We start from the raw sequence: 25,713 nt of genomic DNA, 5'->3' as shown, positions 1-25,713 counted from the left end.
AGCCCCCTCCACCGCCCTGCGGGCGGTCCCCCTCCCCGTACCGGGGAGGATTATTCGATGCTTTTCGACGCTTGCTCGAACAAATCCTTCGACAGGCCCGTGGTGCCGACGATGCGGATCAGTTCGGCGCACATCAGGCGCGAGCGCTTGGTGTCGAACCGGCGCCAGCGGCCCAGCGGCGGCAGCAATTTCGCCGCCGTCTGCGGATTGAGCCGGTCCAGCGCGATCAGCTGGTCCGCCAGGAAACGATAGCCCGAACCGTCGGCGGCGTTGAACGCGCGCTGGTTGACCCCGAACGCGCCCAGCAGCGCGCGGGCGCGGTTGGGATTGGCGAGCGTAAAGTCGGGATGCTCGGCCAGCCTGGCGACCACCGCGCCGGTGTCGCCGCGCGACGACAGCGCCTGGGTCTGGAACCATTTGTCGAGGACCAGCGGATTGTCGGCATAGCGCGCATGGAACCGGGCCAGCGCTTCTTCGCGCTCGGGCGCGTCGGAATTGACGAGCGTGGTCAGCGCCGCCTGCCGGTCGGTCATATTGTCCGCCGTCTCGAACTGCGCGAAGGCCAGCGCGGCGGCATCGGCCGCGCCGCTTGCCGCGACATAGCCGAGCGCGACGTTGCGCAGGCGCCGCCGCCCCTTGGCATCGGGCGAATAGACGTAAGCGCCCTGCGCCATCTCGGCATAGACGCGCCGCCACACCGGCTCCAGCGCGCGGCCGAGCTGCCCGCGCAACGCCTCGCGCGCGACATGGATCGCATCGGGATCGACCGTCACCAGCTGGTCGCCGACGAAATTCTCGGACGGCAGCAGCACGGCCTCGGCGAGGAAGGCGGGCTCCAGCCCCTCGGCCTCCAGCGTGCGGGCGACCGCGTCGATCACCGCATCGGCCTTGACCTCGCCGTGGATGGTGCCCGCGACCAAAGTGTCGAGCATCAGCTGCTGCATCGCCTCGTACCGGGCGAAGGGGTCGTCGTCATGCGCCGACAGGAAGGCCAGATCCTCGGCCGTCCGGTCGCTTTCGACCACGATGGGGGCGGAGAAGCCGCGATTGATCGACAGGACGGGGCGCTCGGTAATGGCCTCGAAGGTGATCGTCTCGGCCACCTGGTCGAGCAGGACCAGCGTCTCCTCGGTCAGCGGGCGTCCGGTCTCCGCGCCGAACAGCCGGACCTTCAGCGGCAGCGTCATGGGCTGCTTGACGGTCTGTCCCGGCGTCGCGGGGATATGCTGGGCCAGGCGCAGTTCGGCGCGGCCGCCGCCGGCCTCATGGCTCAGCCCCGCCGAGACGCGCGGCGTGCCCGCCTGGGAATACCAGAGGCGGAATTGCGACAGGTCGATGCCGCCCGCTTCCTCCATGCACGACACGAAATCCTCGCAGGTGGCGGCCGTGCCGTCGAAGCGATCGAAATACAGGTCGGTCGCGGCGCGGAACTTCACCGGACCCAGCATGGTCGCCATCATGCGGATCAGCTCGGCACCCTTGTTGTAGATGGTCGCCGTGTAGAAATTGCTGATCTCGATATAGCTTTCCGGGCGTACCGGATGGGCGAGCGGGCCCGAATCCTCGGGGAACTGGCTGGCGCGCAGCCCGCGCACATCCTCGATCCGCTTGACCGCCGCCGATCCCTGGTCGGCGGAGAAGCACTGGTCGCGATAGACGGTGAAGCCTTCCTTGAGGCTCAACTGGAACCAGTCGCGGCAGGTGATCCGGTTGCCCGACCAATTGTGGAAATATTCATGCGCGACGACCGCGGCGATCGCGTCATAATCGTAATCGGTCGCGGTGTCGGGGTCGGCCAGGATGTAGCGGCTGTTGAAGATGTTCAGCCCCTTATTCTCCATCGCGCCGAAGTTGAAATCGTCGACCGCGACGATGTTGAAGACGTCCAGGTCGTATTCCCGGCCATAGACGCGTTCGTCCCACGCCATGGACAGCTTCAGCGCGTGGAGCGCATGGTCGGTCTTGGCCAGGTCGGCGGCGCGGACCCAGATGCCCAGGCGCACCGCGCGTCCGCTCATCGTCGTGAAGGTCCCGGCATTGACCGCCAGATCGCCCGCCACCAGCGCGAAGAGATAGCAGGGCTTGGGGAAGGGGTCGTGCCACTCCGCCCAGTGCGTGCCGTCGTCATTCGTGCCGCTGGCCACCGGATCGCCATTGGCGAGCAGCACGGGATAGCGCGCCTGGTCGGCGGTCATCCGCACGCGATAGACGCTCAGCACATCGGGCCGGTCGGGGAAGAAGGTGATGCGGCGGAACCCCTCCGCCTCGCACTGGGTACACAGATTGCCGCCCGAGGCGTAGAGGCCCATCAGCTGGGTATTGCGGTCGGGGGCGATGACCACTTCGGTCTCGACGACATGGGTATCGCCGGGCAGGTCGATGACCAGCTGCTCGCCCTCGATCCGCCAGTCGGGGAAGGCGGCGCCGTCGACCTTGACCGACAGCGGCGTCTGGCCCGCGCCGTCGAGCCGCAGCGGTTCGTCATGCGGGCTGTGCCGCGCGACGGTCAGCGCGGCGCGGACGCGGGTCTCGGACGGGTCGAGCGCGAAGTCGAGCGACACCTGCGGCACGGCCCAGGCGGGCGGGCTGTAATCCTCGCGCCGGATGGCGACCGGGGTCATGCTGGGCTGGGCGGCGCTGCGCTGAATGTCCATGGCGGGACTATAACGATCGCCGGCCCGTTCGACCACCATCGTGCCCGACGAAAAACCATGCGCGTGCCCGATGGGCGGGGTTGATCGCGGAATGCGGCGTGATACGCCTGTGCCACACCATATCCCCCGAAAGGTTCTGCATGTCGCGTATGACGGCCCTGCTGCCGCTGCTTCTCCTGTCCACCGCCGCCATCGCGCATGATCACGAATTCGGGCATGATCGGGGCCAGGCCGCGTCGGCCCCGGCCGCGACGCCCGCCCCCCAGCGCAGCGCCGCCGAGCGCAACGCGATCGTCACCGCCCCCCTGCCCGAGGATCAGGCGGCGATGAAGGCGCATGTGATGTTCCTGGCCTCGGACGCGATGGCGGGCCGCGAGGCGGGGACGCGCGACTATGACATCGCCGCGCAATATGTCGCCGCGCAATTCTATGCGGCGGGCCTGCGTCCCGGCGGCGACGAAGGCGGCTATCTGCAAAAGGTGCCGCTGGTCGCCTATAATGTCGCCGACAAGGGCAGCGCGTTGTGGACCCCCGCCGGCGGCCAGCCGCAGGAGCTGGTCTTCGGCGAAGACTTCGTACCCTCGCCCGTGCCCGACAAGCGTGAGAGCAGCGTGTCCGCGCCGGTCGTCTTCGTCGGCTATGGCATCGATGCCGCGCAATATGGTTTGACCGATTACAAGGGCGTCGATGTGCGCGGCAAGATCGTCGCCTTCGTTCCCGGTACGCCCGAGGGGCTGGACGGCGAGGCGCGGGCGTTCTTCGGCTCGGCGGGCAACAAGGCCTCGCTGGCGGCGGCCAGGGGCGCGGTCGGCGCGATCCAGATCGACATGCCGCGCGCCGGGGGGCGGCAGCGGCCCTTCTCGGCGCTGACCCGCTATTATAATGCGCCGCGCGTCACCTGGGCCAATCCGGACGGGACCGCGCACGCGATGACGCCCACGACCCCGGTCCTCGGCACCCTGTCGCAGGCGGGCGCGGCCAAGCTGTTCGGCAAGGGCTGGGAGGCGGTGATGAAGGCCGCCGCCGCGCCCAAGCCCGCCTACAAGCCGCTCATGGCCAAGGGCAGCATGACGGTCGCCGCCAAGACCAGCTTCAAGCCGATGGACAGCAGCAACATCATCGGCCTGATCCCCGGTAGCGACCCGAAGCTGAAGGACGAAGTGGTCGTCCTGTCCGCGCATCTCGACCATATCGGCACCAACGAGGGCGGCGACGGCGACCGGATCAACAATGGCGCGCTCGACAACGCGATCGGCATCGCCAGCCTGATCGAGGAGGCCAAGCGCTTCAAGGCGGCACCCCCGCCCAAGCGCACCGTCATGTTCCTTGCGGTAACGGCCGAGGAAAAGGGGCTGGTCGGCTCCGACTATTTCGCCAACCACCCGACCGTGCCGCTCAAGTCGATCGTCGCCGACGTCAATCTCGACATGCCGATCCTGACCTACAAGTTCGAGGATATGGTGGTGTTCGGCGCGGATCGCTCGACGCTGGGGCCGATCGTGCGCAAGGCGGTGGGGGCGATGGGCCTGCCCGTCTCGCCCGACCCGATGCCGGAAGAAGGCATTTTCGTCCGCTCCGACCATTTCCGCTTCGTGCAGAAGGGCATCCCCTCGGTCTTCCTGTGGCCGGGCCAGAAGGGGCCGGGCAAGGCGGCGGTCGAGGATTTCATGAGCCACCGCTATCACCGCGTGGGCGACGAGATCGACCAGGGCATCGACTGGAGCCAGGGGCCGCGCTTCGTCAGCGTCAACTACGCCATCGCCCGCGAGATCGCCGATGCGCCCGAGCGGCCGGTGTGGAACAAGGGCGATTATTTCGGCACGCTCTATAAGGGGCCGATGGCGGCGAAGTGAGGAGGGTGGGGGAAAGTTTGGCTTTTGCGGCCAAACCTCCCCCATGCCCGTTCAGCCTGAGCGCAGTCGAAGGCCAAGGGATGACCTCGGCCAAGCGGCCCGTCCGGGGCATGCACTTCGACTTCGCTCAGTGCGAACGGAGGTTTAGGCGCGTGGAAGCGAAGTTTGGTGCAGGACGTTCCTATGCAGCCAAGCCACCCCACGCCCGTTCAGCCTGAGCGTAGTCGAAGGCCAAGGGATGGCCTTGGCCAAGCGGCCCGTCCCGGGCGTGCACTTCGACTTCGCTCAGTGCGAACGGAGTTTGGGGTAAATGGCGATCATGATGACGGGTAGCATTAAGGCATGAGTCGTCTCTTCGTCTTCGGTCTGGGCTATGCCGCCGGTCATCTGGCGGCGTTGCTGGAAGGGCGCGGCTGGTCGGTTGCGGGCACGACGCGTGACGGGCGCGGCGGCACGCTCCGCTTCGACGATCGGAAAAGCGTGGAGGCGCAGATCGCCGCTGCCACGCATATCCTGTCCTCGGTCCCGCCCGAGGGCGAGGTCGATCCGGTGCTGGTCGCTTACGGCGAGCAGCTCGCGCGATCGGATGCCTGGATCGGCTATCTCTCCTCGACTGGCGTGTACGGCGATACCGGCGGCGCATGGGTGGACGAGAGCGCCCCGATCGGTTCCGGCCGCCGCGTCGCGCGGGCGGTGGCGGATGCGGACTGGCAGGGCTTAAGCGCGCGGGTGTTCCGCCTGCCCGGCATATACGGCCCCGGCCGCTCGCCGATCGACCGCGTCCGGGCGGGCCGGGCGCACCGGGTCGGGCTGGCGGGCCAGGTGTTCAGCCGGGTGCATATCGCCGATATCGTCTCTGGCGTGATCGCCGGGTTCGACGGTCCGGCGGGGGCCTATAACCTGGCCGACGATTTCCCGTGCGACCAGGATGCGGTCGTGTCCTACGCCGCCGAACTGGCGGGGCTCGCGCCGCCACCGCTGGTCCCGCTGGAAAGCCTGTCGGCGGCGGCGCGGGGCTTTTATGCCGAGAATCGGCGGGTGGCGAACGGCAAGGCCAAGCGGGTGCTGAATTGGCGGCCCCGCTATCCCGATTACCGGTTGGGCCTGCGTGCCTTGAGCGCGATAACCAACCCCACTGCCGTCACCGCGGCGCCCGCCCCCGCCAGCAGCGACCAGCGATAGCCCTCGAACACCGTCGACAGGCTCATGGCGATGACGGGAACGATGACGCTGGAATAGGCCGCCTTGGCTGGGCCGATCGTCCGCAGGACCCGGTAGTAGAGCGGAAAGGCCAGCGCGGAGGCGAAGAGGCCGAGATAGAGGATGCCCAGCACATAGCCGGCGCGCATCTCGAACACCGGCGGGCCGTTCAGGCTAAAGGCGATGATCGCGTCCAGTACCGATCCGATCAGCATCGCGACGCTCAAGGTCGCGTGCATCGGGAAGCGCTTGGCGGTGTTGGTCGCCTGCATGACATTGGCGGTGGAGGCGGACAGGATCGCCACCAGGGTCAGCGCGATGCCGGTCAGCGCGCGGGCGGGCCCGGCGGGATCCACTCGCGCCTCATGCACGAACAGCAGCGCGGCACCCGCCATCGCGACGGCGGAACCGACCAGAAGTTGTCGCCCCATGCGCTGCCCCAGAAAGAGCCGCGCGAACCCCGCATTGGGGATCAGCAGCATCGCGAAGATCACCGCGACCAGGCCGGAGGTGATGTACGCTTCGGCATGATAGACGAAGTTGAAATTGAGGACGAACTGGAACAGTCCGATCCCGGCGGCGAAGAGAAACCCAGTCGTGCCGAGGCGGAAACTTTCCCGCCGGGCGAGTGCGAAGGCGCCCATCGCCAACCCGCCGATCAGGAAGCGATAGCTGACCGACCAGGTGGCGGGGACGACCGAAATCTGGTCGCGGATGACCAGCCAGGTCGATCCCCAGATCAGCGTGACGATCGCAAAGGGGATGAGGACGGCGGCGCGGGTCGAGCGCGGGGCGGTGTCGAACACGCTCATAAGGCAGCGATCGCGTCGGCAAGCGCCGCGACATGGTGGCCGTCACTGTCCCAGGCAGTGACGAGCCGGACCTCACCCTCCGCCCAGTCGTAAAAGTCGAACCCCTGCGCGCGGAGCTTGGCGGCTTCGTCCGGCGTGGCGCGCAGGAAGACCTCATTGGCCTCGACCGGATGAACCAGACGGTTGCCCGCGGCGCCCGCCAGCCGCTCGGCGCACGCATTGGCCAGCGCGCCGTTCGCGATCCACAGATCGTTCTCGACCATCGCCAGCACCTGCGCCGCCAGATAGCGGCCCTTGGACATCAGCAGCCCCGCGCGCTTGCGGCGGCGGCGGGCGGTGTCGGCCAGGCCGGGCTTGAAGAAGACCAGCGCCTCGGCACTCATCGCACCGTTCTTCACGAAGCCGAAGGACAGCGCGTCCACCCCCGCCTGCCAGGTGAGTGCGGCGGGCGTGCAGCCCAGCCGGGCGAGGGCATTGGCGAAGCGCGCGCCGTCCATATGGAAGCCGAGCCCCCGTTCCCTGGCGAGCGTGCCGACCGCGGCGACCTCGTCCGGGTTGTAGACGCGGCCATATTCGGTGGCGTTGGTGATCGAGATCGCATGGGGCTGGACCCGGTGCACGTCGTTGGCGATCGCGTCGATCACGGTCCGGATGGTGTCGGGGGTCAGCTTCGCGCCCTCGCCATCGGCCAGCATCAGCTTGGCGCCGTGGGTATAGAATTCCGGCGCGCCGCCCTCGTCATTCTGGATATGCGAGTCGCGGTGACAGACCACACCGCCATGCGGGGGGCAGAGCGCCGCCAGCGCCAGGCAGTTGGCGGCGGTGCCGGTGGGCACCCACAGCACGTCGACGTCATGGCCGAACAGTTCGGACAACCGCCCATCCAGCGCCTTCGACCAGCGATCGCCGTCATAGGCGGTGTCCATCTGATCGGCACCGGCGATGGCGTCCATCACCTTGGGATGGATACGGGCGGCGTTGTCCGAGAAGAAGCGCATGGCCCACGCGTTTGAGCGAGGCGGTGGATCAGGTCAACACCAATGCCATAAGGTTGGCGTTCACGCTCCCCCTTCCGCAGGCGGGAGGGGGTCGGGGGGAGGGGACCCGGCCAGTGGGCTCGGCTTCGATCGCAACGGGGACACCCCTCCGTCAGGCCTGCGGCCTGCCACCTCCCCTTGCAGGGGAGGAAAGGCGCCATCGGAACGCCCGTTACGTTCCTCCCTCTCGCAGGCGGCGGGGTCTGAGGGGCACCAGCGGGCTGACGCCCTTCGAATTATTCCTCGCCGTCGCGCTCATCCGGCGGACGGCGATCGTCCGGGCCGCGGTCGTCGGGACCGGGGGGCGGGCGTTCGCCGCGGCGGCGGCCGGGGCCGACGGTGATCGACCCGTCCTCGCCGGTGCGCAGGTCGATGCCCAGCCCCTGGATGATGTCGCCCACCGGGTCGCCGGTCGGCATGGCTTCCTCGTCCATGCCATTGGCGATCGCATCGGGATCGACCTCCTGCTGCACCACCGGCGCGGGCACCGGCGGGATGTCGAGCGCCGACTGCATGAAGGCGCGCCAGATGCGCGCAGGCACGCCGCCGCCCGACAGGCCGGGATTGGGGGTATTGTCGTCATTGCCGACCCAGACGCCCACCACCAGATCGCGTGCGAAGCCCATGAACAGCGCGTCGCGCGAATCCTGCGTCGTCCCCGTCTTGCCGAAGGCATCCACGGTCAGGAGCGCCTGCCGCCCGGTGCCCGTCTTGATCGAGGAGGACAGGAGGTCGAGCATCCCGTCATGCACCGCCGAGGCGAAGCCGGTCTTGCGATCGGTCAGCGACTGGTACCAGCCCTTTTCCTTCACGTCGGTCAGCCCGCGTGCGGCCACCGGATAGCTCTCATTGGCGACGGCGGCATAGGCGGCGGTGAGTTCTAGCAGGCTGACGGTCGAGGTGCCCAGCGCGATCGTCGCCTCGTTCGGGATCGGCGTGGTGATCCCCAGATCGCGGGCGGCCTTGATGACCGACTTCACGCCGACCGCCTGGGTCAGTCGCGCGGCGGCAACGTTGGAGGACCGGGCAAAGGCCTGGCGCAGCGTGATCTTACCCAGATAGCGGCCGTCGCTGTTGCGCGGTTTCCACCCGGCGATGTCGACGGGCTCGTCCTCGATCGTCGAATCCGGGGTCATGCCCGAGCGCAAGGCCGCCAGATAGACGAACAGCTTGAAGGCAGAGCCCGGCTGGCGCCGTGCCTGGGTGGCGCGGTTGAACGGGCTCTTGGAATAATCCTTGCCGCCGACCATCGCCACGACCCGGCCATCGGGGCGCATCGCGACCAGCGCGACCTGCGCCTGGTTCAGCCCGGCGCTGCGCACCACGCGCTCGGCGATGCGTTGCAGCCGGGGGTTGAGCGTGGTCCGGACGGTCGCCTCGGTCTTGATCTCGCCCGCCTGGTCGCGCGCTTCGGGCAGCACCCAGTCGGCGAAATAGGTGCCCGAGGGCAAGGTTTCGGGCTGGGAGGCGAGCACCCGCTGCGGCTGGACCGAGGCGGCCTCCCCCTTGGTCAGGAAGCCCGCATCGACCATCGCCGCGACGACCACCGCCTGCCGGGCGCGCGCACCCTTCAGATTGCCGGTGGGGGCCAGGCGCGAGGGCGCCTTGACCAGCCCGGCCAGCATCGCCGCCTGGCCGATGTTCAGCTTGTCGGGCGTTCGGCCGAAATAATGTTTCGACGCGGCGGTGAGGCCATAGACATTGTCGCCGAAATAGACGTTCGACAGATAGCGCGACAGGATCTCGTCCTTGGTCAGCCACGCCTCCAGCCAGAAGGCGATCATCGCCTCGCGGATCTTGCGGCCCGCCGTACGGTCGGAATCGAGGAAAGCGTTCTTCGCCAGCTGCTGGGTGATGGTCGAGCCGCCCTCGCGCACGCCGCCGGAGCCGACATTGTGCCAGGCGGCGCGCAGGATGCCGCGCGGGTCGACGCCCCAGTGCGAATAGAAACGCCGGTCCTCGATCGCCAGGAACGCCTCGCGGACATGCGGGGGCAGCTTGGCGGCATCGACCGGCGCGCCGATGATCGACCCGCGCCGTGCGATCGGCGTGCCGTCATCGGCGGTCAGCGTGATCGAAGGCGGGGTGGGCGGCTGGAGCGAGCGCGACAGCGGCGCCGTGAAGGCCAGCCAGATGATCGCGACGACCAGCAGGATGATGCCCGCGCCCATGCCCCGCATGATCCACCGGCCCCAGCGGATGCGGCGACGCGGGCGGACATCGCCCGGCTCTTCGCCGTCGGGGCCGAAGGACCAGCTCTGCGTTTCGGCATCGTAGAGCGGATAATGGGGGCCGACCGGCTCATAGGGGCGGTCGAGGGGTACACGGTCGGGATTGAACGGATCGGGGCGCATTACAGGGTTCCGGTGGCCGGCCACTCGCGTGTATTACTCCACCAGAACACCGCGCGCAAGCTCATGCACGCGTTTACCCTGTTTGCGCCACGTCCGGCAAGCGGTCCGCGGGCGGCGTCTCGGCGATCAGCCCGGCGCGGTGCGCGACGATGGTCGGCACCAGCGCCTGGCCCGCCACGTTGATCGCGGTGCGCCCCATGTCGAGGATCGGGTCGATGGCCAGCAACAGCCCCGCGCCCTCCAGCGGCAGGCCGAGCGTCGACAGGGTCAGCGTCAGCATGACGACCGCGCCGGTCAGCCCTGCGGTCGCCGCCGAGCCCAGCACCGACACCAGTACGATCAGCACATAATCGCCCGCGTGCAGTGGCAGGCCGTAATATTGCGCGACGAACAGCGCCGAAATGGCCGGGTAGATGGCGGCGCAGCCGTCCATCTTGGTGGTGGCGGCAAAGGGCACCGCAAAGGCCGAATAGGCGCGCGGCACGCCCAGCCGCCGCTCGACCGCATCCTCGGTGACGGGCAGGGTGGCGATCGACGAGCGCGAGACGAAGCCCAGCTGGATCGCGGGCCAGGCGGCGGCGTAGAAACGCTTCGGCGACAGCCCGTTGGCCAGCAGCAGCAGCGGATAGACGACGAACAGGACGAGGCCGAGCCCGATATAGATGGCCAGCGCGAAGCTGCCGAGCGCGGACAGCGACTGCCAGCCATAGCGGACGATGGCATTGCCCAGCAGCGCGCCCGAGCCGATCGGGGTCAGCCGGATGACCCAGGACAGGATACGCCGGAAGATGGCCAGTGCCGAGGCGTTGAACGACAAAAAGCCCTCGCCCTTGTCGCCCACCCGTACGGCGGCGACACCGATCGCGACCGCCATGACGATGATCTGCAGGATGTTGAACGACAGCCCGGTCTTCAGCGCGCCGTTATCACCCGCGCTGGTCGAGGCGGAGAGGCCCAGGATATTGGACGGGATCAGCCCGCGCAGGAAGTCGAGCCAGGACCCAGCGGTGTCGGGCCGCACCGCGCTGCCCGCCGCGACGCCCGCGTGCAGGCCGGGTTGCAGGACGGTGCCCAGCGTCAGCCCGATGCTGACCGCGATCAGCGCGGTGATGGCGAACCAGATGAAGGTGGCGGCGACCAGCCGCGCGGCATTGTTCAGGTCGCGAAGCGCGGCGATCGAGGCGACGATGGCGGTGAACACCAGCGGCACGACCAGCACCTTCAGCAGCTGCACGAAGCTTTCGCCGACGATGCGCAGCGCTTCGGCCAGCCCGGCCATGCCCTGCGACCGGGCCAGCAGGCCGAGCAGCAGGCCTACGGCCATGCCCAGGAACACCTGCGCCCCGAAAGGAAAACGGAATCTCATGACGCTATAGCTAGCGAGCGACCCGAACGATCCCAACCAACTTTTGCATGGGGTGCCGAAGCTCTCCCTTCCAGGCCCGACCGACGCGGTCAGGACGGTGGAAGGGCGTTGAGCGTCCTGTCGCCATCGGCATGGCGGACATGGGATCGTGGCGCCTTGTCGTCCTTCCGCGCCATGTTCCGGTCCTTGCGCGCGTGATGCGCATGGTGACGGCCGGGCTCGTAACAGGGGATCGCCTCGGCCATGGGGGCCGCCACGTCGAAGCAATCCTGCGCCGGATCGGCTGGGGCCTGGGTGGCGAGGGCGGGCAGGGGGATGGCGATAAGGGCGATCGAGGCGGCGATCGACCCCAGACGAATGTGCGGCATGGCGATCCCTTGCGATGGTCACGGGAAACATCCGCCCTTTCGCGCAAAAGCCGGGTGGCACCGACTTAAATGAATTTAACGCAGGCGCACACGCCTTGGCCGACCGGGCGAAGGGACGCTATGCCGGGGCCATGGCTGCGATCCTGGTGATTGAAGACGATGAGGCCACCGCCGCGGCGATCACCGCCGAACTGGTGCGGCATGGGCACGGCGTCGTCCATGCCGGGGACGGCGACACGGGGCTCGACCTCGCCACGCGCGAGGCGTTCGACGCGATCACGCTCGACCGGATGCTGCCCGGGCTCGACGGCCTGTCGCTGGTCGCCCGGTTGCGCGAGCGGCACATCACCATCCCCGTCCTGATGCTGAGCGCGCTGAGCGACGTGGACGAGCGGATCGCGGGCCTGCGCGCCGGCGGCGACGATTATCTGACCAAGCCCTTCGACTTTGCCGAGATGGCGATGCGGGTCGAGGTGCTGCTGCGCCGCCGCGAACAGGCCGAGGCGGTGGTGTTGCGCGGCGGCGGCATTGAGTGCGACCTGGTCCGCCGCACGGTGAAGGTCGATGGCGAGCCGGTGCGGCTGCTCCATATGGAGTTCCGCCTGCTGGAATTCCTGATGCGCAACCCGGGCGAGGTGATGACCCGGCGGATCATCTTCGAGCGGGTCTGGGGCTATTATTTCGATCCCGGTGCCAACCTGATCAGCGTGCACATCGCCCGGTTGCGCAAGAAGATCGACCGGCCGGGCCGCCCGTCGCCCATCCAGACCGTGAAGGGGGAGGGGTATCTGTTCGATGGCGGCTGAACGGCTGCGCTGGCGCGATGTCGTGCGGATCAGCACCTTTCGCCTGTCGGCGATGCTGGGGGCGGTGTTCGTCACCGGGCTGATCGCGATGCTGGGCGTGGTCTATCTCGCCACCGCGCAGGACCTGACCGCGCGCAGCGACCGCATCCTGCACAGCGTCGCCGAACGGCTGCTCCAGGTGCCGGCCGACCAGCTGCCCGACCGAATCCGCGCCGAATTGCTGCGCGACCGGGCGGGGTTCAACTATCTGGCGCTGATCGCGGGCGACGGCAGCTTCGTCACCGGCAATGTCCGTCCCTTGCGCCCCTTGGTCCCCGGCCATCCGGTCGATGTCGAAAGCGGGTCGCGTGGCCCCTTTCGCCTGGTCGCGGTGCGCACGCGCGAAGGCGAGACGTTGCTGGTCGGGCGCGACATCAGCCTGCTTAGAGACCTGCGACGCACGATCCTGGAAACGCTGATCGTCAGCGGCCTGCTGATCCTGCTCTGCGCGGGTGCGGCGGCGATCGGGTTCAGCCGCGCACCGCTCCACCGCGTCCGCGCGCTGCAACGCGCCAGCCGGGAGATCGCCGCTGGCGACTTCTCCGTCCGGATGCCGATCGCCGGGCGGCAGGACGAGCTCGACCAGTTCGCCGCCACGGTCAACGCGACGGTGGCGGAGGTCGGCCGCGTCGTGGCGCAGGTGAAGGGGGTGACGGACGCCATCGCGCACGACCTGCGCACGCCGCTGACCCGGGTACGCGCGACGCTGAACGCCGTCGGCCATGATCCGGGCGATGCGGTGCAGGTCGCCGAGGGGATTCGCCGGGCGACCGCCGATCTCGACCTGGTGCTGGAGCGTTTCGCCGCCTTGCTGCGCATTTCGGAACTGGAGGCCGGGCGCCGCCGCGCCGGATTCCGTAACCTCGACCTGGGGGCGCTTATCGCCCAGGTCAGCGAGCTGTACGAGCCGCTGGCCGAGGACCGCGACATCACCCTGTCGGTCGATGCCCGTCCCCTGCAAATCGAGGGCGACGAGAAGCTGTTGTTCGAGGCGCTGAGCAACCTCCTCGACAATGCGATCAAGTTCGGGCGACCGGGCGGACAGGTGCGCCTCGCGCTGCTGAACGATGCGCGGGGACCGGCGATCGAGGTGCGCGACGACGGCCCCGGCATCCCCCCCGACGAGCGTGACGCGGTGCTGCGCCGGTTCCACCGGGGCGCGGATGCCGCCGGGATACCGGGCAGCGGGCTGGGCCTGAGCGTCGTGGCCGCCATCCTGCACCTCCATGGCTTTCGCCTGCGCCTGTCCGATGCAGGCTCCGGCCTGTGCGTGCGGATCGAGATCGGCGCTTAGGCCGGATCGACATTCATAATGTATTTCCTTTCCCTCTCCCCTGGATAGGGGAGAGGGTTGGCGAAGCTTGCCAGCGTGCTGGCTAGCGCAGCTTGGGTGAGGGGTTGAGCGAGCCTTTGGCTCGCGCGCTCGCCCATGCGAGCGCCCACCCCTCACCCAGCTCCGACTAAGCCTTTGCTACGCAAAGACCAAGTCTGCGCAACCCCCTCCCCTCTGCGAGGGGCGAGGGAAGAATGGGCATCACTGAATGTCGATCGGCCCTGGGGTCGATGGTTCTCCTCCCCTGCAAGAAGGGAAAGCCCCAGTGGTGAAATTCATTTAAGTCGCCTGCGCTCCCGATTGACGCGAAGAGGCTGGCGTCGGCGATCCGGCGCGGCCCCCGCCCCCGATCCCCGCGTCGGCGCCGACACCCCTGACCGACTCCGGGATGCCCATGCTCCAGCTCGTCAAGCTCGCCCTCAGCAAGCCCTATACCTTCGTCGTCCTCGCGATCCTGATCGTACTGGGCGGCGGCATCGCGGCGGTGAAGACGCCGACCGACATCTTTCCCGACATCCGCATCCCCGTGATCGCGGCGGTGTGGACCTATAAGGGGCTGCCCGCCAACGACATGTCGGGGCGCGTGATCTATTATTACGAGCGCTCGCTGTCGGCGACGGTCGGCGATATCGACCATATCGAGAGCCAGTCGCTGCAGGGCGTCGGCATCGTGAAGATCTTCTTCCGCCCGGGCGTCGATATCCGCACGGCGACCGCCCAGGTGACCGCCGCCTCGCAGACGGTGCTGAAGCAGATGCCGCCGGGCATCACCCCGCCGCTGATCCTGAACTATAACGCCTCGACCGTCCCGATCCTGCAACTCGCGCTGTCGGGCAAGGGCTTGTCCGAGCAGAAGATCTACGACCTGGGCCAGAACATGATCCGGCCCGCCTTGGCCTCGGTGCAGGGCTCGGCCATTCCGTCGCCTTATGGCGGCAAGGAGCGGCAGGTGCAGATCGACCTCGATCCCGCCGCGCTCCAGGCGCATGGCCTGTCCGCGACCGACGTCGCCAATGCGCTGGCGCAGCAGAATCAGATCATCCCGTCGGGCACCGCCAAGATCGGTGCCTATGAGTATAATATCCGGCTGAACAACAGCCCCAGCGTCATCGACGACCTGAACGACCTGCCGATCAAGACGGTCGACGGCACCACCCTACTGATGCGCGACGTGGCGCATGTCCGCGACGGGTCGCCGCCGCAGCGCAACGAGGTCCGCGTCGACGGCGCGCGCTCGGTGCTGATGACGGTGCTGAAGAGCGGTTCGGCCTCGACCATCGCGATCGTCGACCAGGTCAAGGCGCTGATGCCCAAGCTGGAGGCGACGCTGCCGCCGGGGCTGAACGTCACGCTGTTGTCCGACCAGTCGGTGTTCGTGAAGGCGGCAGTGTCGGGGGTGATGCGCGAGGGCGTGATCGCCGCCGCGCTGACCAGCCTGATGATCCTGCTGTTCCTGGGCTCTTGGCGCTCGACCGTCATCATCGCCGCCTCGATCCCGCTGGCCATCCTGGCGGCGATCGCCGGCCTGTCGGTGGCCGGGCAGACGCTGAACATCATGACGCTGGGCGGCCTGGCGCTGGCGGTCGGCATCCTGGTCGACGACGCGACCGTCACCATCGAGAATATCAACTGGCACCTGGAACAGGGCAAGCCGGTGCGCGAGGCGATCCTGGACGGGGCGAAGCAGATCGTCGGCCCGGCCTTCGTGTCGCTGCTGTGCATCTGCATCGCCTTCCTGCCGATGTTCTTCCTGCCCGGCGTCGCGGGCTTCCTGTTCGCGCCGATGGCGATGGCGGTGGTGTTCGCGATGATCGCTTCGTTCATCCTGTCGCGCACCCTGGTGCCGACCATGGGCAATTACCTGCTGCGCGATCATGCCGGCCCGCACACCGCCGAGGTGATGGTCGCGCATGACGCGCAGGCCGGACGGCCCGAGAGCCGCAACCCCTTGCGCCGCTTCCAGCATGGCTTCGAGCGGCGGTTCGAGGCGGTGCGCGGCTATTATACCGGCCTCCTCGCCTTCGCGCTGGCGCGGCGGCGGCCGTTCGTCATCGCCTTCATGCTCGTGGTGCTGGCGTCGTTCGCCCTGGTGCCGATGCTGGGCCGCAATTTCTTCCCCACGGTCGATGCGGGGCAGATCAGCCTGCACGTCCGCGCGCCCGTCGGCACCCGGATCGAGGAGACGGCGGCGCTGTTCGACCATATCGAGAACCGCATCCGCCAGACCGTGCCGCCCGAGCAGCTCGACACCATCGTCGACAATATCGGCCTGCCGGTCAGCGGCATCAACCGCGCCTATTCCAACACCGGCGGTGTCGGGCCGCAGGACGGCGACATCCTGATCACGCTGAAGGAAGGGCATTCGCCGACCGCCGGGTTCGTGAAGACGCTGCGCGAGCAACTGCCGCGCGATTTCCCGGGATCGTCCTTCGCCTTCCTGCCCGCCGACATCGTCAGCCAGATCCTGAACTTCGGTTCGCCCGCGCCGATCGACGTGCAGGTCGCGGGGTCGGACGTGAAGGGGAACGAGGCCTATGCGCGCACGCTGATCGCCCGGCTGTCGCGGATTCCGGGACTCGCCGATGTCCGCCTGCAACAGGCGTCCAACTATCCCGAATATGCGGTCGACGTGGACCGTGCACAGGCCAGCCGCCTAGGCATTACCGAGAATGACGTGACGCGCAGCCTGACCGTCAACCTTGCGGGCAGTTCGCAGATCGCGCCGACCTTCTGGCTGAACCCCAAGAACGGCGTGTCCTATCCGATCGTCCTCCAGACCCCGCAATATCGTGCCAGCACCGTCGAGCAGCTCGACAATATGCCGATCAGCGGCAGCATGCCCGGCCATGTCCAGATGCTGCGCGCGCTGAGCACGCTCCACCGCGAGCCCAGCCCGGCCCTCGTCTCCCACTATGCGGTGCAGCCGGTGTTCGACGTCTATGCCACGCCGCAGGGCCGCGATCTGGGCGCCGTCGCCGCCGATATCGACACGGTGCTGGCCCAGACCAAGGGGCAGTTGCCCAAGGGCACGACGGTCGCGATGCGTGGTCAGGTGCAGACGATGAACACCGCCTTCACCGGCCTGATCCTGGGCCTCGCTGGCGCGGTCGTCCTGATCTACCTGCTGATCGTCGTGAACTTCCAGAGCTGGGTCGATCCGCTGGTGATCGTCTCGGCTCTTCCGGCCGCGCTCGCCGGGATCGTGTGGATGCTGTTCGCGACCCACACGCCGCTCAGCGTGCCTGCCCTGACCGGCGCGATCATGTGCATGGGCGTCGCCACCGCCAACAGCGTGCTGGTGGTGAGCTTTGCGCGCGAAAGGCTGGCGGATTGCGGCGATGCGATCCAGGCGGCGATGGAGGCGGGGGCCACCCGCTTCCGCCCGGTCCTGATGACCGCCTTGTCGATGATGATCGGCATGGCCCCCATGGCGCTGGGCCTGGGCGAGGGCGGCGAGCAGAATGCGCCGCTGGGCCGTGCGGTCATCGGTGGCCTGCTCTGCGCGACGCTCGCCACTTTGGTCTTCGTACCCGTCGTCTTCGCCATCGCGCATCGCCGCGAAAAGGCGCCTGCCCCCAAAACCGCCCCCAAAACCGCTATGCCCATCGGAGAAGCCATCCATGCATGACGCCGTCGCGTCCCCCGCCGTGTCGGCCGACACGCCCGCGCCCAAGGGGCTGAAGATCGCCGGGCTGACCGCCGCCGCCATCGCGGTCGGCGTGGTCGGGCTCGGCACCCTGACCCGTGCGCATGACGTGGCGGCGGCGACCAGCTGGTCCAGCGCCAATGCCATCCCGACCGTGCATCTGGTCCCGGTGAAGGGCGGCGCGGCGAGCGACGCGCTCGACCTGCCCGCCACGCTGGAGGCCTGGGAGGCGGCGCGGCTTTTTCCGCGCGTCAGCGGCTATGTGCGCCGCTGGTCGCAGGATATCGGCGCGCGCGTCGCGGCGGGACAGCCGCTGGGTGTGATCGACACGCCCGAGCTGGACGAACAGATCGGCCAGGCTCGCGCTGCGCTCGCCAGCGCCGTTGCGCATGAAAAGCTCGCGCGCAGCACGGCGGCGCGCTGGGCCGACCTGCTGACCAGTGCGTCGGTGTCCAGGCAGGAGGTCGACGAGAAGAATGGCGACCTGGCGGTCAAGGCGGCGGGCGTGGCGGAGGCGCGCGCGGCGCTGTCGCGGCTGGAGGCGATGAAGCGCTATGCCGTCGTCCGCGCGCCCTTTTCGGGCCTGGTGACTGCGCGCAATGCCGAGGTCGGCGATCTGGTCGGGCCCGGCGCGGCGGCGCAGCAGCCGATGTTCGGCGTCGCCGACACCCACCGGATCCGGGTCTATGTCAGCGTGCCGCAATCGCTGTCCGCGACGATCAAGCCGGGCATGACCGCGACGCTGACCGTGCCCGCCTTTCCCGGCCGCACCTTCCCCGCGACGGTGGCGGGGCTGTCGAGCGCGATCGACCCGCAATCGGGCGCCTTCCGCGTCCAACTGCTCGCCGACAATCCCGACGGCGCGCTGAAGCCCGGCGGCTATGCCCAGGCGCGCTTCGACCTGCCGGGCCGGGCGGGGGTGGCGCAGGTGCCGTCGAGCGCGATCCTGTTCGGCGTAGGCGGCGCGCAGGTCGCCACGGTCGATGCGCATGGCCGAATCGCGATGCACAAGGTGCATATCGGCCAGGACAATGGCCCGACCGTGCAGATCCTGTCGGGCGTGTCGCCGGGCGAGCGGATCGTCGACAATCCGCCCGATTCGCTGGCGCAGGGCGAGTTGGTGCGCGTCGGAGCGGACAATCATGGCTGAGGCGGATCAGTATCCAGGCGGCTCGGCCCCTTTTCCTGCCCTGCAAGGGAAGGGGGACCATGCTTCGCATGGTGGTGGGGTGTACCCGGTTGCGAGTCCGGGCCTGGCCTCCCACCGGGACATCCCTCCGTCAGGCCTTCGGCTTGTCACCTCCCCTTGCAGGGGAGGAATGGGACGAGGCGCGATCGGGGCCAGGGCGCTGCGCCGCTGGACGGCGGGGGCGATGCTGTCGCTGCTGGGCGGGTGTTCGATGGCGCCGGCCTATCACCCGCCGGTGATCGCCGCGCCCCCGGCCTTCAAGGAAATGCCGACAACGGGCGATTCGGTGTGGGAGCCCGCCGACGCGCTGCGCGCCGCGCCGCGGGCCGACTGGTGGACCGGCTTCGGCGATCCGACGCTGGACCGGCTGGAGGCGCGGATCGCGGCGGACAATCCGGCGCTGGCGGGGGCGCTGGCGCGGTACGACCTGGCGCGCGCGACGTTGGCGGGTGCGCGGTCGGGGCTGTTCCCGCATGTCGAGCTGACCCCCGGCGTGATCCGCAACCGCCAGTCGGACGAGCGCCCCTTGCGCGGCGGCAGTCAGCCCGATTTCTACACCGCCGCGACGTTGGGCGGCGATGTTTCCTATGAGGCCGATCTGTGGGGCCGGGTGCGCAACTCGGTCGCCTCGGGCCGGGCGCTGGCGGAGGCGAGCCGGGATGACCTGGCCGCGGTGAAGCTGGCCCTACAGGGGCAGTTGGCGAGCGATTTCATCCAGTTGCGCGGGCAGGACCGGCAGCTGGCGCTGCTGGCCCAGACCATCGACGCCTTTGCCAAGGCCGATGCGCTGACCCGCAACCGCTTTCGGGGCGGCATCGCGACCGGCATGGATGTGGGGCGCGCAGGCGCGCTGCTGGGCGAAGCGCGGGCGCAATATGCCGCGCTGGAGGCCATGCGCGCCGTCACCGAACATGCGATCGCCAGCCTGGTCGGCCAGCCCGCCTCGACCTTCGCGATTCCGCGCGGCACCGGCCAGCTGACCATGCCCGCCATTCCGGTCGGCCTGCCCTCGACGCTGCTGGCGCGCCGCCCCGATGTCGCGGCGGCGGAGCGGCGGATGGCGGCGGCCAATGCACGGATCGGCGTGGCCAGGGCCGCCTTCTTCCCGCAGGTCACGCTGGGCGGAACGGGGGGCTTTCAGAGCACGGCGCTGGCCGGACTGGTCGCGGCGCCCAATATCTTCTGGGCGATCGGGCCGGGCGCGATCCTGAACCTGTTCGATGGCGGCAAGCGCCGCGCCGAGGTTGCCGCCGCGCGCGCCGACTGGCAAGCCGCGACCGCCGACTATCGCGGCCGCGCGCTGGGCGCGTTCCAGGATGTCGAGGATGCGCTGGCCCTGCTCCACCATCTGGGCGAGGCGCAGGCCGCGCAGGACCAGGCGGTGGTCTCGGCGACCCAGACCGAACAGATCGCGCTCGACCGCTATATCAAGGGCGCCGCGACCTATCTCGACGTCGCGACCGCCCAGGAAGCAGCGCTGCGCGACCGCCAATCGGCACTGGCGCTGGAGACGCAGCGGCTGGCGGCCAGCGTGGCCCTGGCCCGCGCGCTGGGCGGCGGCGCCTGACACAGGGGTGTCGTGCTCTTGGCGAGCGGGACACCCCTCCTCCTGGCCTCGGAGGGGGAGAAATGACGAATCGCGATCCGACCGGTGCCGATAAAAGGCCCCGGCCAAGCGTTTCGCTTGTCGTCCGGGCCCGGTGCGCCCGAAGGCGAGGATGTCAGAAGAAAATGGTGCTGCCGGTGAGGATTGAACTCACGACCTCAGCCTTACCAAGGATGCGCTCTACCACTGAGCTACGGCAGCACTCGCGTCTCGACGCGGGAAGCGCGCCTAGAGACGATTGGGCGGACATTGTCAAGCGCTTGTTGGAAGGATTATGCGGATCGTCATGGCGAAAGACGAACGCGCGGAGCGGCTGGCGGCGGCGCTCCGGGAGAATCTGAAACGGCGCAAGGCGCAGGCGCGGCAGGCGGATGACGGGGACGCGCCCGCCGCCGTTCCTCCGCGCGATGAAAAGGGCGGAGCGGCTTAGCGCGGGGCGATGAGGCCCAGCAGCAGCGTCAGGCCGCCCAGGCCGGTCGACAGGGCCAATCGCAGTCGCCACCATCCCGGCATCTGCCGCACCGTCCCGCCCAGCCGCGCATCGACCAACGGGGTCAGCAGGATGACGAGCCCGAGAATCGGCAGGGCCCCCGCCAGCGACCCGGTGCCGAGCATCGGCGGCAGCATCACGGCCCAGCCGATCAGGCTGGGCGCGACCGCCGCGAGATAGGGCCCCGTGCGCCCCTCTCCGCGAATCAGCGCCTCCATCCACCACAGGCCGCCCAGGAACGACAGGATCAGCGCGGCATAGACGCCGCCCGCCACCGTCGCGGGCCAGGCGAGCGTCGGATCGGCCAGCGACAGGGCGACGCAGAGCAGCGGCGGCAGCACGCCCGCCGCGCCCAGGATCAGCGGCGGACGGGGCAGGGGGCGGGACGTCATTCATCACCTCACGGCATTCCGGTTGATGCCGAGCGATACGCGGACGGGGCGCAATGGTTCATGCGCCCTGTCACGCGAACGGGGACACCCGGCTTCAGTGGCGTTCGTGATGCTCGGGATGCGGTGCGCGCGGCGCCGATTGCGGCCGGGGCGCGGGGTGGAAGGCGACGCGCGGGGGCGCGTGCGGTGCGGCGCTCCAGTTTCGCATCGGTGGCATCGGATGGCCGCCCATGGGGGGCGGTGGGGCGCCGTGCGGGGCCTGTGGCGCGTGCCAAGCCATGTCGTTGCGTGCAAAGCCCGCCGCGCGGAACTGGGCCGGCTGCGGCGGCATCGCGCCGGGTCCGCCATGACCGCGATGGACGACCGGCATCGGTGCGCCGGCTGCCATGGCCTGGGCGGCAAAGCCGGTGGCCATGGCGGGTCGGGCCACCGGGTATTGGGGTCGTGCACCGCCGAATCCACCGGGCGGCTGATGTGCCGCGATCATCGGCCGCATGGGCGGCATGGGACGGCCGTTCGGCATGACGTGCATCTCGCGCGCCGCCATCGCCTCTTGCGGGGTGGGCCGCACCGCAAGGCCCCCAGGGCCGCCATTATAGCTGACCCGCGTGATGTGGTTCACCACGACATTCTGGCGATAGACGTTCGTCACATGGACATTGGTGATGTTCGTGACGGTCGAATTATAGGTGAAGTGGTTGCCTCGCCAATAGCCGCCCTGGAAACCCATGCCCGTATAGCCGAAGCCATAGGGAACGCCGCCGTAAAAGCCGACATGCGGGCCCCAATATCCGCTATGAAAGATATAGGCGCCGTCCTGCCAGCCCCACCAGGGCGGCGTCCACAACAGGCCGGGGCGCGGCGCCAGCATCCAGACGCCCGGCACCCAATAATAATTGCCCGCCAGATCGTCCCATGCCCAATAGCCCGGCGTCCAGACATAGTCGGGACCGGGCAGCGGCGGCTGCTCATAGACCGGCAGCGGCGGCGGCGCGATGCGGACGCTGATGCCGATCGAGACCTGTGCCGCGGCGGGCGCGGCGGACAACAGGGCGAGCGCGGAAACGCCGACCATCGCAAGAAAACGGGCCATGACACACCTCCTGAACGCTTGCGCAGGAGCGTGCGGTCGATCGGCTGAACGGAAAATTACATGCCGCGGCCATGGACGATTGTTCATGCCCCCATCATGCGGGCCATGGCCATCCCGGCCGATTTCCGCGCTTTCCCGATGGACAAGATGACGGCCTCCGCAACGTCACGACCGGTCATTACGGGTTCGGCTTCGGCGAATGGCCGGACCCGAGCCGATCGGCCCGAAACCGGCCACCCCTGGGGATCGCTAGGCCGGATCGACATTCAGCCATACCCATTCTTCCCTCGCCCCTCTCTGAGGGGAGAGGGAAGGGGCAAGCGTCATGAATGGCGATCGGCACTGGGTTTTTTCCCTGTGGCCGTGAGGGGACCGCGCTACGCCTGGTCCCGCCGGAGTGATGTATCCGGGCAACAGCGCTCCGCCATTATGACCAATCTGTGACCGCTACCCATTGACCGAATATCGTATAATGTAGTTTACCGAAGCGGGAGACATGGAATTTTATTGCTCATGAGGGGGCGGACGTGACGGTTAAGGGTACCTATTGGCGGCGATCGGCCGCTTTGATTGCACTGGCGACCGGTTTGGTGACGGCCAGCGGCGCCTCGGCGCAGAACGCGATCGCCAACACGGCGAACGATGCCCAGGCGGCGGACGACGTGGTCGTCACCGGCACGCGCATCCGCCGCCCCGACCTGACGAGCAACAGCCCGCTCACCACCGTCAACGCCCAGGAACTGACGCTTCAGGGCACCAACAATATCGAGAATGCGCTGAACCGCCTGCCGCAGTTCACCGCCGACGCGAACGAGAATGTGTCGAACGGCTCGAACGGCACCGCGCAGATCAACCTGCGCAATCTCGGCGCCAACCGCGTCCTGACGCTGGTCAACGGCCAGCGCCTGCTGCCGACCCAGGCGTTGGACCTGAACTTCATCCCCTCGGCGATCGTCGAGCGGGTCGATATCGTCACCGGCGGCGCCTCGGCCGTCTATGGCTCGGACGCGGTGTCGGGCGTCGTCAACTTCATCCTGCGCGACAAGCTCGACGGCTTCCGCCTGGATGCGCAGACCAGCATCGCGGACCATAACAACGACAACGGCTTCCTGCGCGGAATCGTGTCGCGCGCCGGGTATCAGACCGCGCCGTCGCACGTCTTCGATGGCGGCAAGCAGGACATCAACGCCTCGTTCGGCAAGACGATGCTCGACGGGCGGCTGAACATCACCGTCTATGGCGGCTATCGCCGTACCGATCCGGTGCTCCAGTCGACGCGCGACGTGTCGGCCTGCGCCCTCAACAGCGCCTCGACGACCTTCAGCTGCGGCGGGTCGAGCAACACGCCGTTCGGCACCTTCACGCCGCTGGGCGGTCCGCTGGCGGGTCAGAAGCTGACCAACAACCGCGACGGGTCGAAGACCTGGGTGCCGTACGACTCCAGCTACACCTACAATTATGCGCCGCTGAACTATTTCCAGCGCAGCGACGACCGGTACAATGCAGGTGCGTTCCTGCACCTGGAACTGTCCAAGGCCGCCGAAATCTATGGCAGCTACATGTATATGGACGACCGCAGCTTCTCGCAGGTCGCGCCGTCGGCCCTATGGTTCGGCCAGACCTATGCCGTGACCTGCAACAACCCGCTGATGAGCACTGCCCAGCAGCAGGCGCTGTGCGGGGCCGCCGCCGGTACGTCCGCGACGCAGAACACGCTGATCGGCTATCGCCTGGGCGGCAGCGGCACCCTGCCGCGTCGCGACGACCTGCAGCATCATTATTACCGCTCGATGGTCGGCGTGCGCGGCGATATCGGCCACGGCTTCAACTATGATTTCAGCGTGCTGCGCTCGTCGGCGCATTACGACGAAATGTACATGAACGACGTCAACGTCGTGAAGGCGCAGAAGGCGCTGCTGGCCGTACCGGACGGCAAGGGCGGCGCGGTCTGCCAGTCGGTGCTGAACGGCACCGACCCGGCCTGTACGCCGATCAACGTCTTCCAGGCGGGCGGCCTGACCGGCCAGCAGGCGCAATATCTCTATGCGCCGACCCGCACCTGGGGCCGCTATGGCCTGAACGTCATCTCGGGCGCGATCACCGGCGACCTGGGCACCTTCGGCATCACCAGCCCCTGGGCCAAGGACGGCGTCAGCATCGTGCTGGGTGGCGAGCATCGGCGCGAGACGCTGTACTTCACCGGCGACGAGGTGGCCAAGCAGGCGGGCACGCAGGACTCGGACGGCATCATCGCGGTCAATGAGGGCTTCGGCGAAATCGAAGTGCCGATCGCGCAGGACTCGGCGATCGGCAAGTCGCTGACCCTGAATGGCGGCTTCCGCTATTCGGCGTACAAGAACGACCAGCGTTCGACCGGCTATTCGTCGAAGTACAACGCCTTCACCTATAAGGGCGAGCTGAGCTGGCAGGTGGTCGAGCCGGTGCGCCTGCGCGCCAGCTTCAACCGCGCCATCCGCGCGCCCAATATCAGCGAGCTGTTCGACAACCTGTCGTTGGGCAACGTCAACGCGGTCGATCCCTGTGCCGGTGCGAAGCCCACCGCGTCGCTCAGCGCCTGTCAGCTGACCGGCGTCACCGCCGCCCAGTATAACAGCCGCCTGGTCATCGAATGCCCGTCCGACCAGTGCACGGGGCAATCGGGTGGCAATCGCAACCTGAAGCCGGAAACGGCCGATACCTATACAGCCGGTATCGTCCTGACGCCGCGTGGTGGCCGCAACCTGTCCTTCTCGGTCGATTACTTCAACATCAAGGTGAAGGACTATATCGCCAGCATCGATACGAACACGATCATCAGCCAGTGCTTCTCGACCGGCAACCCTTATTATTGCGGGCTGTTCCATCGCGATCCGCTGACCGGCTCGATCTTCGGTACCGGCTATGTCACCTCGACCAGGCTCAACACCGGCTATCTGAAGACCTCGGGTCTCGACATCGCCGGCAACGTGATGATCCCGCTGGGTGGCCTGGGCCGTCTCTATGGCGACTTCCTCGGCACCTATCTGTTCCAGCAGGCGAATCAGCCGCTGCCGGGCGGCGACAGCTATGACTGCAAGGGCCTGTTCGGTTATGCCTGCGGTCAGCCGACCCCGGTGTGGCGTCACAACGTGCGCGTGACCTGGAAGCCGGACGCGAAGACCAGCCTGTCGCTCAACTGGCGCTATATCGGCCCGACCAACAATTCGGCGACGTCGAGCAACGGCTTCCTGAACAGTACGTCTTCAGATCCGATCGACGCACACCTGCCAGCGTACAGCTATTTCGACCTGACCGGCGCGGTCGAGGTCAATCGCAACCTGACGCTGCGCATCGGGGCCAACAACCTGCTCGACAAGAGCCCGCCGGCGCTGGCGTCGGGCGTGCTGAACCTGTTCGGCAACGGCAACACCTATCCGGGCGTCTATGACGTGCTGGGTCGCCGGATCTTCGTCGGCGCGACCGTGAAGTTCTGACC

The 25,713-nt window shown here is 68.2% G+C and carries 17 protein-coding genes and 1 tRNA gene; 9 read left to right on the top strand and 9 right to left on the bottom strand.

Translation table 11 applies throughout. The features are described 5' to 3' along the window. Nucleotides 1–50: 50 nt before the first annotated feature. A complete protein-coding gene (gene pepN, locus QZ546_RS00460; RefSeq protein WP_294232972.1) occupies nucleotides 51–2,654 on the bottom strand; it encodes an aminopeptidase N in 2,604 nt (867 codons plus the stop codon). 140 nt (nucleotides 2,655–2,794) lie between these two features. Between pepN and QZ546_RS00455 the strand changes: the two genes are divergently transcribed. Together QZ546_RS00455 and QZ546_RS00450 are read left to right on the top strand one after the other, a co-directional pair. Next, nucleotides 2,795–4,507: a M28 family metallopeptidase gene (locus QZ546_RS00455; protein WP_294232969.1), complete on the top strand. Its 1,713-nt coding sequence runs from the start codon at nucleotides 2,795–2,797 to the stop codon at nucleotides 4,505–4,507. Between the two features lie 342 nt (nucleotides 4,508–4,849). Continuing rightward, the gene (locus QZ546_RS00450; protein WP_294232967.1) at nucleotides 4,850–5,689 is read left to right on the top strand and encodes an NAD(P)-dependent oxidoreductase; all 840 of its coding nucleotides are present in this window, start codon (nucleotides 4,850–4,852) and stop codon (nucleotides 5,687–5,689) included. Here the strand turns inward: QZ546_RS00450 and QZ546_RS00445 are convergent. The 5 genes from QZ546_RS00445 to QZ546_RS00425 form a co-directional block, all read right to left on the bottom strand. Beyond that, nucleotides 5,599–6,519, bottom strand: coding sequence for an EamA family transporter (locus QZ546_RS00445; RefSeq protein WP_294232963.1), 921 nt, complete (start codon nucleotides 6,517–6,519; stop codon nucleotides 5,599–5,601). The genes QZ546_RS00450 and QZ546_RS00445 overlap by 91 nt on opposite strands. Further along, on the bottom strand, nucleotides 6,516–7,517 hold the full coding sequence (locus QZ546_RS00440) for a low specificity L-threonine aldolase (protein ID WP_294232960.1): 1,002 nt from the start codon (nucleotides 7,515–7,517) through the stop codon (nucleotides 6,516–6,518). The genes QZ546_RS00445 and QZ546_RS00440 overlap by 4 nt, the downstream gene beginning before the upstream one ends. A 275-nt stretch (nucleotides 7,518–7,792) precedes the next feature. Further along, nucleotides 7,793–9,910 (bottom strand): transglycosylase domain-containing protein, encoded by a 2,118-nt coding sequence (locus QZ546_RS00435; RefSeq protein ID WP_294232957.1) that lies wholly within the window; start codon nucleotides 9,908–9,910, stop codon nucleotides 7,793–7,795. Nucleotides 9,911–9,983: 73 nt separating this feature from the next. Beyond that, nucleotides 9,984–11,276 carry a dicarboxylate/amino acid:cation symporter gene (locus tag QZ546_RS00430; protein WP_294232952.1) on the bottom strand — a complete coding sequence of 431 codons (1,293 nt, stop codon included), beginning with the start codon at nucleotides 11,274–11,276 and terminating at the stop codon, nucleotides 9,984–9,986. 89 nt (nucleotides 11,277–11,365) lie between these two features. Next, nucleotides 11,366–11,644: a hypothetical protein gene (locus QZ546_RS00425; protein WP_294232949.1), complete on the bottom strand. Its 279-nt coding sequence runs from the start codon at nucleotides 11,642–11,644 to the stop codon at nucleotides 11,366–11,368. 131 nt (nucleotides 11,645–11,775) lie between these two features. Here QZ546_RS00425 and QZ546_RS00420 point away from each other — a divergent pair, with 131 nt between their 5' ends. From QZ546_RS00420 to QZ546_RS00400, 5 genes are all read left to right on the top strand, one after another. Next, nucleotides 11,776–12,450, top strand: coding sequence for a response regulator transcription factor (locus QZ546_RS00420; protein WP_294233697.1), 675 nt, complete (start codon nucleotides 11,776–11,778; stop codon nucleotides 12,448–12,450). Further along, complete coding sequence (locus QZ546_RS00415) at nucleotides 12,440–13,783, top strand: ATP-binding protein (RefSeq protein ID WP_294232946.1); 1,344 nt, start codon at nucleotides 12,440–12,442, stop codon at nucleotides 13,781–13,783. The genes QZ546_RS00420 and QZ546_RS00415 overlap by 11 nt, the downstream gene beginning before the upstream one ends. A 433-nt stretch (nucleotides 13,784–14,216) precedes the next feature. Beyond that, complete coding sequence (locus tag QZ546_RS00410; RefSeq protein ID WP_294232943.1) at nucleotides 14,217–17,450, top strand: efflux RND transporter permease subunit; 3,234 nt, start codon at nucleotides 14,217–14,219, stop codon at nucleotides 17,448–17,450. After that, nucleotides 17,443–18,618 carry an efflux RND transporter periplasmic adaptor subunit gene (locus tag QZ546_RS00405; protein ID WP_294232940.1) on the top strand — a complete coding sequence of 392 codons (1,176 nt, stop codon included), beginning with the start codon at nucleotides 17,443–17,445 and terminating at the stop codon, nucleotides 18,616–18,618. The genes QZ546_RS00410 and QZ546_RS00405 overlap by 8 nt, the downstream gene beginning before the upstream one ends. Before the next feature lie 169 nt (nucleotides 18,619–18,787). Next, on the top strand, nucleotides 18,788–20,224 hold the full coding sequence (locus tag QZ546_RS00400) for an efflux transporter outer membrane subunit (protein WP_294232937.1): 1,437 nt from the start codon (nucleotides 18,788–18,790) through the stop codon (nucleotides 20,222–20,224). Between the two features lie 165 nt (nucleotides 20,225–20,389). Here QZ546_RS00400 and QZ546_RS00395 read toward each other — a convergent pair. Further along, nucleotides 20,390–20,464: transfer RNA gene (locus tag QZ546_RS00395), tRNA-Thr, on the bottom strand. An 85-nt stretch (nucleotides 20,465–20,549) separates the two neighbouring features. On the opposite strand from QZ546_RS00395, the gene QZ546_RS00390 reads away from it, so the two are divergent. Next, nucleotides 20,550–20,693: a hypothetical protein gene (locus QZ546_RS00390; RefSeq protein WP_294232934.1), complete on the top strand. Its 144-nt coding sequence runs from the start codon at nucleotides 20,550–20,552 to the stop codon at nucleotides 20,691–20,693. Here QZ546_RS00390 and QZ546_RS00385 read toward each other — a convergent pair. Together QZ546_RS00385 and QZ546_RS00380 are read right to left on the bottom strand one after the other, a co-directional pair. Continuing rightward, a complete protein-coding gene (locus QZ546_RS00385; protein WP_294232931.1) occupies nucleotides 20,690–21,145 on the bottom strand; it encodes a DUF3429 domain-containing protein in 456 nt (151 codons plus the stop codon). The genes QZ546_RS00390 and QZ546_RS00385 overlap by 4 nt on opposite strands. Nucleotides 21,146–21,239: 94 nt before the next feature. Then, on the bottom strand, nucleotides 21,240–22,238 hold the full coding sequence (locus QZ546_RS00380) for a YXWGXW repeat-containing protein (protein ID WP_294232928.1): 999 nt from the start codon (nucleotides 22,236–22,238) through the stop codon (nucleotides 21,240–21,242). 527 nt (nucleotides 22,239–22,765) lie between these two features. Between QZ546_RS00380 and QZ546_RS00375 the strand changes: the two genes are divergently transcribed. Next, a complete protein-coding gene (locus QZ546_RS00375; protein ID WP_294232925.1) occupies nucleotides 22,766–25,711 on the top strand; it encodes a TonB-dependent receptor in 2,946 nt (981 codons plus the stop codon). Nucleotides 25,712–25,713 lie beyond the last annotated feature (2 nt).

Source organism: uncultured Sphingomonas sp. (genome assembly GCF_913062585.1).
Classification (GTDB): domain Bacteria; phylum Pseudomonadota; class Alphaproteobacteria; order Sphingomonadales; family Sphingomonadaceae; genus Sphingomonas.
Note: the sequence above shows the minus strand (reverse complement) of the source record. Positions and strands in the feature narration are given on the sequence as shown.

Bases quoted from the DNA above. Each gene is read 5' to 3' on its own strand.
- pepN (WP_294232972.1), bottom strand. From the start codon at position 2,654: ATGGACATTCAGCGCAGCGCCGCCCAGCCCAGCATGACCCCGGTCGCC.
- QZ546_RS00455 (WP_294232969.1), top strand. From the start codon at position 2,795: ATGTCGCGTATGACGGCCCTGCTGCCGCTGCTTCTCCTGTCCACCGCC.
- QZ546_RS00450 (WP_294232967.1), top strand. From the start codon at position 4,850: ATGAGTCGTCTCTTCGTCTTCGGTCTGGGCTATGCCGCCGGTCATCTG.
- QZ546_RS00445 (WP_294232963.1), bottom strand. From the start codon at position 6,519: ATGAGCGTGTTCGACACCGCCCCGCGCTCGACCCGCGCCGCCGTCCTC.
- QZ546_RS00440 (WP_294232960.1), bottom strand. From the start codon at position 7,517: ATGCGCTTCTTCTCGGACAACGCCGCCCGTATCCATCCCAAGGTGATG.
- QZ546_RS00435 (WP_294232957.1), bottom strand. From the start codon at position 9,910: ATGCGCCCCGATCCGTTCAATCCCGACCGTGTACCCCTCGACCGCCCC.
- QZ546_RS00430 (WP_294232952.1), bottom strand. From the start codon at position 11,276: ATGAGATTCCGTTTTCCTTTCGGGGCGCAGGTGTTCCTGGGCATGGCC.
- QZ546_RS00425 (WP_294232949.1), bottom strand. From the start codon at position 11,644: ATGCCGCACATTCGTCTGGGGTCGATCGCCGCCTCGATCGCCCTTATC.
- QZ546_RS00420 (WP_294233697.1), top strand. From the start codon at position 11,776: ATGGCTGCGATCCTGGTGATTGAAGACGATGAGGCCACCGCCGCGGCG.
- QZ546_RS00415 (WP_294232946.1), top strand. From the start codon at position 12,440: ATGGCGGCTGAACGGCTGCGCTGGCGCGATGTCGTGCGGATCAGCACC.
- QZ546_RS00410 (WP_294232943.1), top strand. From the start codon at position 14,217: ATGCTCCAGCTCGTCAAGCTCGCCCTCAGCAAGCCCTATACCTTCGTC.
- QZ546_RS00405 (WP_294232940.1), top strand. From the start codon at position 17,443: ATGCATGACGCCGTCGCGTCCCCCGCCGTGTCGGCCGACACGCCCGCG.
- QZ546_RS00400 (WP_294232937.1), top strand. From the start codon at position 18,788: ATGGGACGAGGCGCGATCGGGGCCAGGGCGCTGCGCCGCTGGACGGCG.
- QZ546_RS00390 (WP_294232934.1), top strand. From the start codon at position 20,550: ATGGCGAAAGACGAACGCGCGGAGCGGCTGGCGGCGGCGCTCCGGGAG.
- QZ546_RS00385 (WP_294232931.1), bottom strand. From the start codon at position 21,145: ATGACGTCCCGCCCCCTGCCCCGTCCGCCGCTGATCCTGGGCGCGGCG.
- QZ546_RS00380 (WP_294232928.1), bottom strand. From the start codon at position 22,238: ATGGCCCGTTTTCTTGCGATGGTCGGCGTTTCCGCGCTCGCCCTGTTG.